We start from the raw sequence: 15,731 nt of genomic DNA on the forward strand, positions 1-15,731 counted from the left end.
TACTAAGATTCCAAAGATAACAATGCCAATGCATCTTCAGTTTTTCCATCTGCTATCCACCGTTGCGCTAGTTGATGTATTGCCATAATATCTTCAGATTCATTTAAAATAGATTTCACCTCAGCGTATTCCGCAATTTTTGCAATTGCTTCTTTCGTAGGCAACTGTTCTAAATTTCCTAATCTACCTAAATTATTGCCTGTTAATACTGTACTATTTTGCACGGCTTCTGGCAGCATATCTACTCCTATTCCTTGAGTACGTATTGGCTTAGGTATTTCAAATAGAGCATCGCCACTGGCTCTGCAGTACCAATTACCACCCATACGAGCGACTAAATCTAACTTGGGAGTATCTAAATTTCCATCAGCATCTAAAAAGGCTTTTTTTACATGTATTTGAACCACTTTGGCCAGCACCAAGTTTCCAGCTCCTGGTCCGTCACCCAATGCTATTACTTGATCTACCACACACTCAAATGCTACGGGAGCCTCCCCTACTCTTGGTGGTTTCACTTTATCACTTGGTACTTGTGTGAACCCTGCTTTTACAAACTCATTTACACCGTCACCATATTCGGTACTTGACAATGACATTTGCTCTACCATGTCGTAATTCACGATATTGATCACCGTTTCTTTTACCTCCAATACATTCTCTAGCGTATGCTTCGTGGTATTATCCCTACCTCTTCTAGAAGGCGAAAATATCATGATTGGCGGATTTACACTGAATAAGTTGAAGTAGCTAAACGGACTCAGATTTACATTACCATCTTTATCAATAGTGCTGGCAAAACATATAGGTCTTGGAGCTACGGCAGATAATAAATACCCGTGCAATTCTTGTTGAGAAATACTGCTTGGATCTATAGAATTGATTTCTTCGTTTGTCGACATGCTATAAACTTCTAAAGTGAATTGTATTATTTTATTTACTTGGTATAATAGTTCCTGAAACCTCTCCGAACCCTACTCTTTTACCTTCTTTTTCAGCAAAACCACGCATGGTTACTGTATCATTATCTTCTATAAAAGTACGTTTGCTTCCATCTTTTAATTCAAAAGGTTTTTTACCGCCCCATGAGATTTCCAATAACGACCCGTATGAACTTTCATCTTTCCCTGAAATTGTACCCGATGCCATTACATCGCCTACATTCAAATTACATCCGTTTACGGTATGGTGCGCCAATTGCTGCATCATATTCCAATACATGTATTTGAAATTAGACTTGCTAACGGTTGTTTCTTCTGAAGTTGACGAAGACATTCCCACTTCTAACTGAATGTCATAATTATTCTCTCCCTCGTATTTTAAATAGGATAACACCTCTGGTTGTTGCTCCGGACCTTGAACTTTAAATGGTTCTAAGGCTTCTAACGTAACAATCCATGGTGACATTGATGATGCAAAGCTTTTCCCTAAAAACGGACCTAAAGGCACGTATTCCCATTTCTGAATATCTCTGGCAGACCAGTCATTGAATAACACCAAGCCAAAAATATGCTCGGCGGCATCTTTTGTAGAAACGCGTTCACCCAGTTCCGTACTTTTACCCACGACAAAGCCCATTTCCAATTCAAAATCAAGATTTCCTGAAGCTTTGAAAACCGGCACTTTCATGTCATTGGTTTTCACTTGACCCATTGGTCTATGAATATCCGTACCACTCACTACAATTGATGATGCACGACCATGATACCCTACTGGAATATGTCTCCAATTTGGCAAAAGCGCATTCTCAGGATCACGGAACATTTTACCAACATTGGTAGCATGTTCTATGCTAGAATAAAAATCTGTATAATCGCCTACTTGAACCGGTAAATGCATTTTAGCATCTTTCTGTAATATAAAAACTTCTGGGTGATTCTTTAGTGGAGAATTCTCTATCACCAATAACTTCTGAATATCTAATCGAACTTTATTTGTGATTTTTTTTCCTAATGCGATAAACTCATTTAAGGTTGATCTATTAAAAAATGTAGCATCCATGTCTAACAAGCCCAAGTCTGAAACCGCTGACAAATCAACAATCTGTTCACCAATAGCAATCCCTCCTTTTGGAGCTTCAGTGTTTACAGAGAAGATTCCGAAAGGGAGATTATAGATAGAGAAATCTGAATATTCGGGTACCGAGACCCATGTATTTAGTGTTGTCAAGTGTCTATTTGTTTATTTATCCAACCACGATTTGTAATAATCACCGTCGTCTAATTTTAAGGCATTCTCAGTAACCATTAATGGCTTGAACGTATCTATCATAACCGCTAGTTCTTCTGAACCTTTTTGACCTATGCTGCGTTCTGCTGCTCCTGGGTGTGGACCGTGAGGTATTCCTGCGGGATGCAAGGAAATATTACCTGGTTGCACTCCGTTTCTACTCATAAAATCTCCGTCAACATAATACAGCATTTCATCTGAATCTATGTTCGAGTGATTGTACGGTGCAGGTATCGACAGTGGATGATAATCGTACAATCTTGGTACAAAAGAGCAAATTACAAAGGCATTCGTCTCAAATGTTTGGTGCACTGGTGGCGGTTGGTGAACTCTACCTGTAATGGGTTCAAAATTATGAATTGAGAATCCGTACGGGAAATTATAACCATCCCAACCTACAACATCAAAAGGATGCCCAATGTAGACCATTTCATGCATGACCCCTTGCTTCTTCACCTTAATCAAGTAATCATCGGTATCGGTAAAAGTTTCTAAATTTTGTGGCAATTTATAATCGCGCTCACAAAACGGAGAATGCTCTAATAACTGTCCGAACCAATTGCGATATCTCTTCGGAGTATAAATAGGAGAAAACGATTCTGCATACAAAATGCGATTGTCTTCACTATCAAAATCTATCTGATAAATTGTTCCCCTTGGAATTATTAAATAATCGCCATACTCAAACGGAATCTGTCCGAAAATGGTTCGTAACGTACCTGTACCTTTATGAATGAACAACATTTCATCGGCATCTGTATTCTTGTAAAAATAATCTCGTAACGATTTTCTTGGTGCCGCTACCCCAATAATAATATCGCTATTCACCAAAAGTGGCTCTCTAGCTTCTAAAAAATCATCTTTTGCGGGAGCATTAAAACTCACTAATTTCAACGAACGAATATTTTTCTCTAAAGCAATTTTCGGAGAAACATCTGTACTCTTCAATATCTCCTTAACCATTGTTGGTCGGTTATGGTGATATAATAAAGAAGACATACCGTCAAAACCAATGGTACCGAACAATTGCTCTGAGTACAATTCGCCATTTGGTTTTCTAAATTGCGTGTGCCTTTTGGGTGGCACCGCTCCTTGTTTATGATATATAGGCATAGGAGTTAGTTTAGTTAATAATCGAGATTATATACTTTGAGATTTGCCTCGAAATATTAGAAATAAATACCTCAAGAACTAGCCTCGAGGTATTTATGATTTCTTCCTTTAAAAATAATCTATTTTAAGATTTTCAAGAAATTTGTTGAACCTATAAAGTCCCTCTTAATTCTTGCTCACGTTCAATAGCTTCAAATAAAGCTTTGAAATTTCCTTTTCCAAAAGAAGTAGCTCCTTTACGTTGAATAATTTCAAAGAACATTGTTGGTCTTGCTTGTACCGTCTTCGTAAAAATCTGTAACAAATACCCTTCATCATCACGATCAACCAAAATACCAAGTTTTCTTAGTGATTCGATATCTTCATCAATCTCACCAACTCTTTCAGTTAAAACATCGTAATACGTTGTTGGTATCGTTAAAAACTCAACCCCTCTACTTTTCAAATCTGAAACCGTTTTTACGATATCATCTGTAGCCACGGCAATGTGCTGCACGCCTTCACCTTCGTAAAATTCTAAGTACTCATCTACTTGAGATTTTTTCATACCTGGTGCCGGTTCGTTAATTGGGAATTTAATACGACCGTTACCGTTACTCATTACTTTACTCATTAAAGCAGTAAACTCAGTAGAAATATCTTTATCATCGAAAGACATAATTTGCTTAAAGCCCATAACATTTGCATAGAAATCTACCCAATAGTTCATTTGACCTTCATGTACATTACCTACCATGTGATCCACAAATTTTAAACCTGTAGAAGTAGGTTGGTAATCACTTTCCCATTTCTTGTAGCCAGGTAAAAATGTACCATTGTAATCCTTACGCTCTACAAAAATGTGAACTACTTCACCATAAGAATAGATTCCAGAAGTAACTACTTTACCATCTTCATCTTTCTCTGTTTTAGGTTCCATATAACTTTTGGCACCTCTTTTAACCGCTTCATTGTAAGCATATGTAGCATCATCTACCCAAAGTGCAGTAACTTTTACGCCGTCACCATGCTTGTCAATATGTCTACCTACATCAGTTCCACTTTTTAATGGAGAAGTCAAAACCAATCTAATTTTATCTTGCTCTATTACATAAGATTCAAACTCTCTACTACCCGTTTCTAAACCTCTATACGCTAAAGATTTAAAGCCGAATGCTGTCTTATAATAATGTGCCGCTTGTTTAGAGTTACTTACATAAAGCTCTAAATAATCTGTACCGTTAATAGGCATGAAATCTTGTGCCTCTTTGTGTTTGTTTTCTTTTAATGTTGTAGTTGACATTGTATATAGTTTAAGTTTTTGTTTATTTATTGTTGCTTATGCAACATATGTATTAAAAAAAATTAAGCGGTTGTTGTTTCTGTTTTCATTAAAACTTCTAAAGCAGTTAAAAGTGCTTCGTTGGCTTCCCTAACTCCGAATGAAATTCTCACTTTTCCGGGAGCACCAAAATTGCCTACTGGGCGTACCATAATTCCCTTTTGCTCTAAGAATGAGGTGAATTCCATATCATTAATTGGTGGATCTATTAACACAAAATTACCCTCAGTTGGCCAATATTTTATATGCAGAGCATCAAGTCCGTTCAAAACAAAAGCTCTTTCCTCTTTTACCAATGCCACTGTTTTATTGACAAAATCTACATCATCTAAGGCTGCTATTGCACCCTCTAATGCTAGTGATGACAATAGAAAAGGTTTACAAATTTTACGCATGTAATTACTAATTTCCAATGGCGCATAGCAATACCCTACTCGTAATCCTGCCAAACCATATGTCTTTGAAAAACTATTAATCGCTATCACATTTTTACCTTCTACCACGAAAGGCAATCCTGATGTATAATCTTCAGCTTCGGCAAAATGCCTGTACACTTCATCTAAAACCAATACTATATGCTCGGGTAATTTTTCAATGAAGTTTCTTAAATCTGCCATTGGAATATAATTTCCTGACGGATTGTTAGGTGATGCTAGAAATACCAACTTCGTTCTATCTGTAATTGCTGCTATAATACCGTCTAAATTATAATCGTAATTCTCGGTCATTGGTACATTAATGGCCTTTGCCCCCATCCAACGGGTAAAAGCAGTATACGGCAGAAAGCATGGCTGACTAACGATAACCTCGTCATCTTCATTCAAAAATGCTTTTGAAATCATATCAATAATTTCAGAGCCACTATTTGCTGAGATAAAATTGTCAGCAACTAATACACCATTAAAATCTTTTACCAGCGCTTCTCTTAGTCTTATATCTGTATTATCTGGATACATACTTAAATCGTCTAAGGTATTTGCTAAAGCCTGCTTTACTTTAGAAGAATACCCTAACGGATTCTCATTTGATGAAAGTTTATGAACAGTAACACCATCTGGCATTACTATTTTCTTACCACCACCTTTATAAGTGCTATCCTCTAATATATAGTTCTTAAAACCTAGTTGCATATATCTTCTACTTTAAACCTCTATAACCGTAGTAAAATTACAATTTTTTTTTAATATTGTTGCATTAACAACAATATTACCGATAAACTCCGTTACTTTTGGAGGAATAATATTTGGATTATGGACAGGACGGAAGGATTTGGAGTATATATTGACCGTACACTTAAAAAAGTACAAAGTACTTTTTTACAGGTGTTTGCAGAGAATAACATTGATTTAACCATTGAACAGTGGGTAATTTTACAGCGAGTCCACTTAGAAGGCAAAGATGCGTCACAGGCAGATATTGCCAAATCTAACTTTAGAAATAGGGCTACAACTTCCAGAGTTATTAGCGGATTATGTAAAAAAGGACTATTAAGAAAATCTAGATTTAGGGATGACCAAAAGCGCTATAAGCTTGTAATTACAGAAGAAGGTTCTTCATTAATAAACGCGGTTATGCCCTATATTAAAGATTTACGAAAGGTCAGCACACTGGGTATCAGTGAAGAAGAATTTGAGATATTCTACAAGGTCCTAGACCAATTATGGGAAAATTTTGACCAATATGAAGGTCGCATATAGCTGTATTTTAGCATATAAAAGAAATAATTAAATTTTTGTTTGATTTTGGTTTTACCAGTCTATAAAAATCACTAAGTTTGCACCCACATTTGAAAAAATGGTGTCGGTCGCATAGCTCAGCTGGATAGAGCATCTGCCTTCTAAGCAGACGGTCGGAGGTTCGAATCCTCCTGCGATCACTCAAAAGCCCCTTCTAGGGGCTTTTTTGTTTTTAATACTTTCCTCCATTACCGACCCAAATATTTTAGAATACATTTTAAAAAAAACACATGGTACATTGACTCACTATTCTTATTTTGCGTAGATATACCAAACTTCATCTAAAATGGCCAATTCCAGAAATTCAGCATCATTTGTTTACCTCATCATACTACTTTTTGTTTGCTTATCAACTACTACTTTAGCCCAAGACCAAGAATCAAATGAAAATTTGGTTGAGCTTTTTAGAAAATGGAGAACTTTTGAAAACCCTCCTTTATTAAATGGCGCTCCTGATTATACTGCTGAAACTTTTAAAAGTAGGGTTCCCGAATTCAAGACATTACAACAACAACTTCATAATTTAGATACTACCGCATGGCCTATACCAGATAAAGTTGATTGGCATATTGTAAATGCTGAAATGAACGGCTACGATTTTAATGATAGAATTTTAAAACCTTGGGTTAGAGATCCGGCATTTTACAAAACAATTTGGACCGACCGTAGTGATGTGCCTGCACACGAAGGCCCTGCACACCACGCGATTATCGATGTATGGAAATATAACTTTCCACTTAATAAGGACGAACAAGCAAAATTCTTAGCCGCTTTAAAAGTAATTCCAGTTATAAACGACCAAGGGAAAAAAAACTTAACAGGCAATGCTAAAGACTTATGGGTTGCTGGTATACGTGATATTGCCAATCAAAGTTATGACTTAGAAAACATAAAAAATCTTCCTGGAGTATCAAAAAATAAAAAAATAGTCGCCGCTATAAATGCAGCTATCACATCAACAAATAGTTTGGCTGACTGGTTAAAAAAAGAAGCTGCTTCCAAAACAGGACCTTCCGGTATTGGTAAAGAAAACTATACATGGTACTTACAAAATGTGCATTTAGTGCCATTAACTTGGGAGGATGAAGTCATGCTTCTAAAACGTGAGCTTACGCGAGCTTGGTCTGCACTTAAATTAGAGGAACATAGAAATCGTAACCTTCCTGAACTTAAGGATGCTGGTAGCGAGGAGGAGTATAATAAAATGGCAAAAGCATCAGCTAAAAGTCTTTTAGAATTTTTAGACAAGAATGAAATAGTAACTGTAAAAGATTATTTTGAACCTGCCCTTAACGAACATTTAGGTGCATATGTTCCAAAAGAGAAACGAAACTTTTTTTGGATAACTGCGCATTTAGACCAACGCCCACTCTACTCTCACTTTTACCATTGGTTTGAATTGGCTAGAATGGATAATGAACCTAACCCACGTGAGATTAGAAGAGAGGCTTTACTTTACAATATCTTCGATTCAAGAAACGAAGGTACAGCTACTGCCGTTGAAGAAATGTTTTTGGATGCCGGACTGTATGATGACCAGCCACGTTCTAGAGAAATTGTTTATATCATGATTGCTCAGCGTGCCGCTCGCGGATTAGGTTCTTTGTATGCACATGCCAACATAATGACTTCAGAGGAAGCAGGTAGTATTCACTCTAACTACACTCCAAGAGGATGGATGAAAACAGAAAAAGAGTTGCTTCTTTTTGAGCAGCATCTTTATCTTAGACAGCCAGGCTATGGCACAAGCTATATAACTGGTAAATACCTTTTAGAAAATACTATGGCTGAATATGCCAGAATGAAAGAATCTAAAAACGAACCTTTTGTGATGCGTAACTTTTTCGACCAATTAAATACAACTGGAAGTATTCCTATTAGCTTGGGCCGTTGGGAAATGACAGGTGTACAATCTTATCTAGGTCAAGAATAGCTAAAAAAATGCAATTCAATTAAAAATGGCCAAGACAAGTTCTAAAAAACTAACACGGCAAATGGGGCTTTTAGCGCTTACTGCTACCGGCGTTTGCTCTATGTTAGGTGCTTCTATTAATGTTGTTCCTTTTATGATACAACGCAATGTACCTGGTATTGGCCCGTATGTTTTACCTGCTTTTGCTTTTGCAGCAATACCTGCATTATTTGCTGCCTTAGCGTATGGTATTTTAGCATCAGCTATGCCACGTGCTGGAGGAAGTTATATTTATGCTAGTAGAGGTTTAAATCCGTATTTAGGGTTTGTTGCCAGTTTTTCGCAATGGTTTGGACTTTCTATTGTTATTGGGGTTATCGCTTACGTAACTGTTCCATTTATACGCGATGTAACACTGAGCCTGGGATGGGAAAATATCTCGAACGGACTAGAAATAGGATGGATACGAGTAACTATAGCTCTTGCACTAATTTGGTCATTTGTGGTCATTAATATTCGTGGAATAAAGAGTTATGAACGCATAGTACTCCCTATGATGTTTTTAATGTTCGCCCTTGGCGGAATTGTTATTGTAGCGGGACTAATTTATGATTCGACCGATTTTTTAACGGGACTTCAAGAAAAAACAGGTCGCACTTTTGAGCCTGTGGCTAGCATAGATTTCGATTGGCGTATATTTTTATCTGCCGCTGCACTATTGTTTTCAAGTTTCATAGGTTTTGATTCTATAGCGCAAGCTGGCGGTGAAGCAAAAAATCCAACTAAATCCTTGCCAAGAGCTATTTTATTAGCAATAATCGGTGTTGCCTTGTTCTACTTCCTTTTTGCGTCGGCCGTATACCATATTGTTCCTTGGAGTTTTGTTGCCGAAGAAGCCATGACAAAAGATATTTCTGCTCCTGGATTATTGAGCTATGTGCTTCCCTCAGGATTGGGTATTGCAATTTTAGCAGGTGCCGCTATTGCATTAGTCAATGATTTGCCCGCAATGCTCTTATCTGTTTCTCGCTTAATGTTCGCCTGGGCCAAAGATGGCATTTTTCCAAAATCCATTGCTAAAATCCATCCAAAAAATCATACGCCGCATATTGCACTTATTGCAGCAGGCATTATGGCAAGTATAGGTGTTTTAGGCTCTCATTTTGCAGGCGACTTTTTCCTTGGTATTGATATTATGGTAACTTCTATGATGGTCAATTTTCTATTAATGTGCATAACATTGGTGGCAATTACCAAAGTTAATCCGACATTGGCAAAACAAATTTCAGTCCTAAAAAACAGAACATTGCAATTATGTATTGGGTGGTTAGGTATTCTTACGCTAACAGCATTTTTAGGAATACATATCTATAAAGATTTAACTGCAGAAACTACTGCATGGTATTTTCACTCCACTCCTATTTGGCTTATTGTTATGGGTTTGGCTAGTTTATTATTTGCCTATAATTGGAATAGATTAAAGAAACAAAACAATACTATAAATGAAGTATTTTTAGAACTCCCTGAAGAATAAAAAATGCAAACAAGAATTAAATTAGCAAAAGATTTAGAGATTTCTAGAGTTGTTACCGGTTTATGGCAAATTGCCGATATGGAGCGTAATGGCACTACCCTAGACCCTATTGCAACGTCCAAATTTATGGCTCCGTATGTAGAAGCCGGACTCACCTCTTTTGATATGGCAGACCATTATGGATCTAGCGAAATTATTGCTGGCACTTTTAAGAATAGTCTTGGCGATAAGGACACTGTGCAGCTATTCACAAAATGGGTTCCAAAACCAGGTAAAATAAGTAGAGAAGAAGTTAGGGCTGCGGTACAAACAGCGTTAGATAGAATGCAACAAACTAGCATTGACCTTTTGCAATTTCATGCATGGTACTACCCTGATGCGAGTTGGTTAGACGGTCTATTTTATCTTAAAGAATTACAGGAAGAGGGATTAATTAAACATATTGGAGTAACCAATTTTGATGCCGCACATTTACGAATAGCTTTAGCCAGCGGTATACCTATTGTCAGCAATCAAATTTGTCATTCTTTAATAGACCAGCGCGCCAATGGAAATATGGCGATTGTATGTCGTGAATACAATGTAAAGCTATTAACGTTTGGAACCTTAGCTGGCGGATTTTTAACCGATAAATGGTTAAACAAAACCGAACCTACTTACGAAGAACTGGCTACTTGGTCGCAAATGAAATATAAACGTTTTATTGATACCGCAGGTGGATGGGAACCTTATCAGAATTTATTAAAAACAGTAAAAAAGATAGCCGACAAGCATAATGCTTCTATTGCTAATATTGCCAGTAGATTTATATTAGAAAGTGATGCTGTTGCTTCTGTAATCGTCGGAGCCAGATTGGGCGAAAGTGAGCATATTGATGATAATAGAAGAATGTTAGATATTCAACTAGATGATGATGACATTGAAGCAATAAAAAAGGCGCAACTTCAATTAACTTTAATACCTGGCGATTGTGGTGACGAATATAGAAAACCTCCATTTTTAACAGCATCAGGTGACCTTAGTGACCATTTAGAAACCATTCCTAAAGCATTTACACCTATAAAAACGGGAGAAAATAGAGAACAGATTTTTAGCGGTACGGAGTGGGAAGAATATGCAGGGTACTGTAGAGCTGTAAAAATCGGAAATAGCATTCATGTTTCAGGAACTACCGCTACTCATGGTAGCCTGATGATTGGTGGCAGCGATGCAGCTGCTCAAGCTCATTTTATAATTGACAAAATTGAAGGCGTTATCACTTCTTTTGGTGGCACGCTAGCTGATGTTGTGAGAACCCGAATTTTCGTAAACGAACTTAAAGATTGGGAACCGGTTGCAAGAGCACATGGTGAACGCTTTAAAGGCATTAATCCTGCTAATACACTGGTAGAAGCAAAATTGGTGGGCGATGGTTATATGGTAGAAATTGAAGCTGAAGCTATTCTATCCTAGTCACCTCTACAGCTATTAATTATTTATCCCAAGTTATGTCGCTATTTTCAACCATAGTTTCAAATGGGGTCCATTCCTTTTCCATAAAACTGGTTACTGTTTTCGAAAACTCAGTGACCAGTATTTTTCCCTCTCGTAAAATTTCTTTCTGCTGATTAGAAATGACATTTGTTTGTGCGGCAGCTATACTTAAAGCTTCACGTATTTTTGAGTACGGCGATGTTTCAAAAGATTGCCACGCCCCTACTTGCCTTTCTGGCTTTGGCGTTTGGCCTTTTGCCTTGAGCTCTTTTAAAGACTTTTTCATGTCTTCAAGTTTAGTTACCAATGCTTGATTAGGCTTATTGTCAGACTTACTTGTTTTAGCTATCAAGGCATCTACTTTTTTGCTTTTAGCATCAATTTCAGATAAGCTTTTGGACAAAATTTCAACTTGACTATCTACTGCCTTTTTATAGTCGTAAAGCTCCTTATCCACATTCGAATCTATTTCAAATCTAGGATCAGCAACTACAGTTACTTTAGTAGTATCTGTATGCTCACCTTGCTTTAAAACAATTGTATACTCCCCAGGCAATACAGGTATATCTCTAGAAAAATCATCGGTCCATGAACCCGGTAAAGAAGATGCTTTCTCATCTAATTTCCAAACTACATAATTTAAGCCTTTAGTTAGCTCTTTAGCATCAACAGTGTTTATCAATCTATTTTCTTGATTATAAATCATTGCAGTTACACCGGTTTCTGTTGTAGGTTCGACCGATAAATAAAAAGGAATTTGAGTTTTTTGAAAGGGCTTATTCTCACCCTCGAAAGTCGTATTAAAACCTGTCCAGATATTTCCTGGCGGATTTATAAATAAGCCTTTTACTTGTACGGCATCGTTCATTGGTAATGCAGTTATACCAGATTCTAATCGGTTGCCAGCAATTTCTCTTAAAGTCAACAAATCATCTAACACCCAAATTGCCCTACCAAAAGTACCAACAATCAATGCCGATTCTTTTTCTTGAATTTTCAAATCCATCGTTGATACTGATGGGAATCCGTTTTTAAATTGAGACCAAGTGTCTCCTTCATCAATACTTATCCATAATCCATTCTCGGTTCCTAAAAACACCAAATTTGGTTCTATAGGGTCTTGAATAATACTCAAGGCATATCCTTTAACTATAGTTTTATTCACAACTTGCTTCCAAGTTTTTCCTAAATCTTCAGTTTTAAAAACATAAGGGTCATAGTCTCCTTTTCTATAATTATTTACCACCATCCAAGCTGATTTGGAATCGTAGCGAGAAGCTTCTATTTGGGCTACCCAACTTTCGTTTGGCATCCCTTTTATTTTAGTTGTTAGGTTTTTCCAGTTTTGACCGCCGTCTGTGGTTAATTGCACTTGACCATCATCAGTACCTACCCAAACAATATCCTTATTTAAGGAACTTGGTGCTATGGTTAAAATAGCATTATAACGCTCTGCACCTGATACATCAAGTGTTAATCCCCCATAATCAGGTTTTTGATGTTCAGGATTATTAGTGGTTAAATCAGGAGAAATTATACTCCATGTTGCTCCTTTATCTTTGGTAACATGCACAAACTGTGATCCATAATAAGCAGCATTATCATCTGTCGGATTTCTTGCAAAAGCAGCATTCCAATTAAAACGTAAAGAAGTTTTTAAATCTGGAGCAGGTGGTTTTATGCTTACATAATGCCCGGTTAACTTATCATACCTATATAAATCACCATTTTGAGATGAGCCATATCCGAATCTAGAATTATCTAAATCAGGAGAAATATCAAATCCATCGCCCCCAACTAAATACTGCCAATATAATGTACGTATTCCTCCTCTTTTCCAAGTATAAGCAGGTCCTGACCAGTTTCCATTATCTTGCATGCCGCCGTAAACATTATATGGAGTATCATTATCTACACCTACATGATAAAATTGAGCAACAGGAATGGTTTCAGGAAAATACCAACTTATACCATGATCCTGGGTAATTCCCAAACCGCCATCGCCACCAATTATAAAATGTTTTGCATCTTTCGGGTTTACCCAAAAGGCATGAAAATCGGCATGAATACCTTTTGTTTCATCGGCAGGTATCATCGGTATCGTATCAAAAGTACTTGCACCATCATAACTTACTGATAATGGTTGGTAAATATTATATACTCTATCTGGGTCTTCAGAATCAACAGCAAGATCTTGAAAATAAAAAGGTCTATTATTCGCAAACTTGGGGTTATCATTAATCATTTTCCAATTTTTCCCACCATCATCACTACGATAAATTGTATTTTTTTTAGCCTCTATTTTTGCATAAATTCTGTCTGGATTAGAGGGTGCAATAGCAAAACCTATTCTACCCAAATTACCAGAAGGCAACCCTTCTTTCTCCCCTAATTTCTTCCAATTTTCACCGCCATCATTAGAAACATAAAATCCAGAACCTTCACCACCAGAAGTAAAATAATACGGGGTACGTTTATGTTCGTATAAGGCAACGAATAATTTCTTGGAATTAGTAGGATGCATCACCAAGTCCGCTACGCCAGACATTTCGTTAGAATACAAAATCTTTTTCCAATGTAAACCTCCATCAACCGTTTTGTAAAGTCCTCTATGCTCGTTTGCAGTAAAAGGATCACCCATAGCGCCTACATATACAATATTAGGATTAGTAGGATCTATGCTAATTCTGTGTATAGTTTTAGTGGCTTCCAATCCCATATGAACCCAAGTTTTTCCTCCATCTGTACTTTTAAAAATACCCATGCCTAAATTCATGGAGTTACGAGGATTACCTTCTCCTGTTCCTACCCAAATTACATCAGGATTATTTTGTTGAATAGCAAGCGCCCCAATATTCTGCGTTGGTTGGTCGTCAAAAACTGGTTTCCAAGCAGAACCACCGTTCTCTGATTTCCAAACGCCACCAGATGCAGCTCCAACGTACATTATTTTAGGGTTCTGTGTAACTACATCAATAGCTGTAATACGCCCGCTCATATTTGCAGGACCTATATTTCGAATATTTAGATTTTCTAAACTAGAGAAGTCAATTTTTTGTGCAGAAGTAAATTGAATAAAAACAAATAAGAAGAAGATGATTAAGCGAATTTTCATGGTATGTTTGGTAGTTTACCCAAAAATAGAAATCACCGTTTAAACAATAGTATTATTAATCAAAATTTTCAATTTATATTATCAAGTAATTAGACATAATATTTGTACATATTCATAACTGTTTGTCAACTAATATAAATTTTCATTTACCTCAACAGTTACTAAAAGCAAAGAAGCCTTGATTTTATAAACCAACAATTTCTAAAAAAGGATATTTTTGTTCAAAAACAAGTAAAAAACCCTTTAAAATAGTCAAATAAATCATAAAACGTATCAAAATCTTGCATTTTAACTAAATTTTGCTATGTTATAGATTAACATAAAAGTATTCTATGCGACAATTAAAGATCACAAAACAAATTACGAACAGAGATGCCAAATCATTAGAAAAATATTTTCAAGAAATCAGTAAAATCGATTTGATTACTGCAGACGAGGAAGTAGAATTGGCTCGAAAAATTCGTGAAGGTGATCAGAAGGCATTAGATAAACTGGTGAGTGCCAATTTAAGATTTGTTGTGTCTGCTGCAAAACAATATCAAAATAGAGGCCTACGTCTTACAGACCTTATCAATGAAGGAAATTTAGGATTGGTAAAAGCTGCAAAACGTTTTGATGAAACCAGAGGTTTTAAGTTTATTTCCTATGCCGTTTGGTGGATCCGTCAATCTATTCTGCAAGCACTTTCAAAAAAGTCACGTATGATTCGTTTACCACAGAATAAAATAGCGGTGAGCTCCAAAATTTATCAGGTGTACTCCACTTTAGAACAAGAAAACGAGAGACCACCTAGCGCTTCGGAAATAGCAAAAGAACTGGACATGAGCGTTTCTAAAGTAAAGAGCTCTATTAAAAACTCCGGTAAATCGATTTCTTTAGATGCTCCTTTTAAAGAGGGTGAATCTTCTTCACTATATAATGTACTGGAATCTACAAAATTGAACAGCCCCGATAAAAACGTAATGGCTGAGTCTTTGGAGACCGATATAAATCAAGTACTGAATAAAATTCCAGAAAGACAGGGCGATGTTATACGTCTCTTTTTTGGCTTAGGCAATCAACCTGCCATGAGCTTAATAGAAATTGGTGAACTATTCGATGTTACCAGAGAACGTGTTCGCCAAATTAAGGATAAAGGGCTAAAATCCTTGCGCCGTACTTCTAATACCGAAGTTTTACGTGCCTATCTATAAATTAAAGCTAACCTAAACAGCTAATTACCTCACATAGAGATTATTATTAACACTATTTAAAAATAGTATAACATAAACTTAACATCGCTAATTTGGAGTTGGCGATGC

General features: G+C 36.6%; 11 protein-coding genes and 1 tRNA gene. 6 read left to right on the forward strand and 6 right to left on the reverse strand.

Annotated elements, in window-relative coordinates; all coding sequences use genetic code 11:
* Positions 1 to 2: 2 nt before the first annotated feature.
* The 5 genes from BTR34_RS05495 to BTR34_RS05515 form a co-directional block, all read right to left on the reverse strand.
* Positions 3 to 899 carry a flavin reductase family protein gene (locus tag BTR34_RS05495; RefSeq protein WP_068487235.1) on the reverse strand — a complete coding sequence of 299 codons (897 nt, stop codon included), beginning with the start codon at positions 897 to 899 and terminating at the stop codon, positions 3 to 5.
* A 31-nt stretch (positions 900 to 930) separates the two neighbouring features.
* Positions 931 to 2,166, reverse strand: a complete 1,236-nt coding sequence (gene fahA / locus BTR34_RS05500) for a fumarylacetoacetase (protein ID WP_068487237.1) — start codon at positions 2,164 to 2,166, stop codon at positions 931 to 933.
* A gap of 12 nt (positions 2,167 to 2,178) precedes the next feature.
* Positions 2,179 to 3,339, reverse strand: a complete 1,161-nt coding sequence (locus tag BTR34_RS05505) for a homogentisate 1,2-dioxygenase (protein WP_068487239.1) — start codon at positions 3,337 to 3,339, stop codon at positions 2,179 to 2,181.
* A gap of 151 nt (positions 3,340 to 3,490) precedes the next feature.
* Positions 3,491 to 4,621: a 4-hydroxyphenylpyruvate dioxygenase gene (hppD, locus tag BTR34_RS05510; protein WP_068487241.1), complete on the reverse strand. Its 1,131-nt coding sequence runs from the start codon at positions 4,619 to 4,621 to the stop codon at positions 3,491 to 3,493.
* Between the two features lie 62 nt (positions 4,622 to 4,683).
* On the reverse strand, positions 4,684 to 5,790 hold the full coding sequence (locus tag BTR34_RS05515) for a pyridoxal phosphate-dependent aminotransferase (RefSeq protein WP_068487243.1): 1,107 nt from the start codon (positions 5,788 to 5,790) through the stop codon (positions 4,684 to 4,686).
* A gap of 120 nt (positions 5,791 to 5,910) precedes the next feature.
* On the opposite strand from BTR34_RS05515, the gene BTR34_RS05520 reads away from it, so the two are divergent.
* The 5 genes from BTR34_RS05520 to BTR34_RS05540 all read left to right on the forward strand — a co-directional run bounded on the left by BTR34_RS05520 (position 5,911) and on the right by BTR34_RS05540 (position 11,294).
* Entirely contained in the window at positions 5,911 to 6,357 is a 447-nt protein-coding gene (locus tag BTR34_RS05520) for a MarR family winged helix-turn-helix transcriptional regulator (RefSeq protein WP_068487245.1), read from the forward strand.
* 105 nt (positions 6,358 to 6,462) lie between these two features.
* Positions 6,463 to 6,536: transfer RNA gene (locus BTR34_RS05525), tRNA-Arg, on the forward strand.
* Between the two features lie 146 nt (positions 6,537 to 6,682).
* On the forward strand, positions 6,683 to 8,329 hold the full coding sequence (locus BTR34_RS05530) for a DUF885 family protein (RefSeq protein ID WP_074472111.1): 1,647 nt from the start codon (positions 6,683 to 6,685) through the stop codon (positions 8,327 to 8,329).
* 25 nt (positions 8,330 to 8,354) lie between these two features.
* The gene (locus BTR34_RS05535) at positions 8,355 to 9,842 is read left to right on the forward strand and encodes an APC family permease (RefSeq protein ID WP_068487247.1); all 1,488 of its coding nucleotides are present in this window, start codon (positions 8,355 to 8,357) and stop codon (positions 9,840 to 9,842) included.
* 3 nt (positions 9,843 to 9,845) lie between these two features.
* A complete protein-coding gene (locus BTR34_RS05540; protein WP_068487249.1) occupies positions 9,846 to 11,294 on the forward strand; it encodes an aldo/keto reductase in 1,449 nt (482 codons plus the stop codon).
* 19 nt (positions 11,295 to 11,313) lie between these two features.
* On the opposite strand, the gene BTR34_RS05545 is transcribed toward BTR34_RS05540, so the two are convergent.
* On the reverse strand, positions 11,314 to 14,430 hold the full coding sequence (locus tag BTR34_RS05545) for a WD40/YVTN/BNR-like repeat-containing protein (RefSeq protein ID WP_068487251.1): 3,117 nt from the start codon (positions 14,428 to 14,430) through the stop codon (positions 11,314 to 11,316).
* A gap of 332 nt (positions 14,431 to 14,762) precedes the next feature.
* On the opposite strand from BTR34_RS05545, the gene BTR34_RS05550 reads away from it, so the two are divergent.
* A complete protein-coding gene (locus tag BTR34_RS05550) occupies positions 14,763 to 15,623 on the forward strand; it encodes a sigma-70 family RNA polymerase sigma factor (RefSeq protein ID WP_068487253.1) in 861 nt (286 codons plus the stop codon).
* The last annotated feature ends 108 nt before the right edge of the window (positions 15,624 to 15,731 follow it).

It is taken from the genome of Maribacter hydrothermalis (assembly GCF_001913155.1).
Lineage (GTDB): Bacteria > Bacteroidota > Bacteroidia > Flavobacteriales > Flavobacteriaceae > Maribacter > Maribacter hydrothermalis.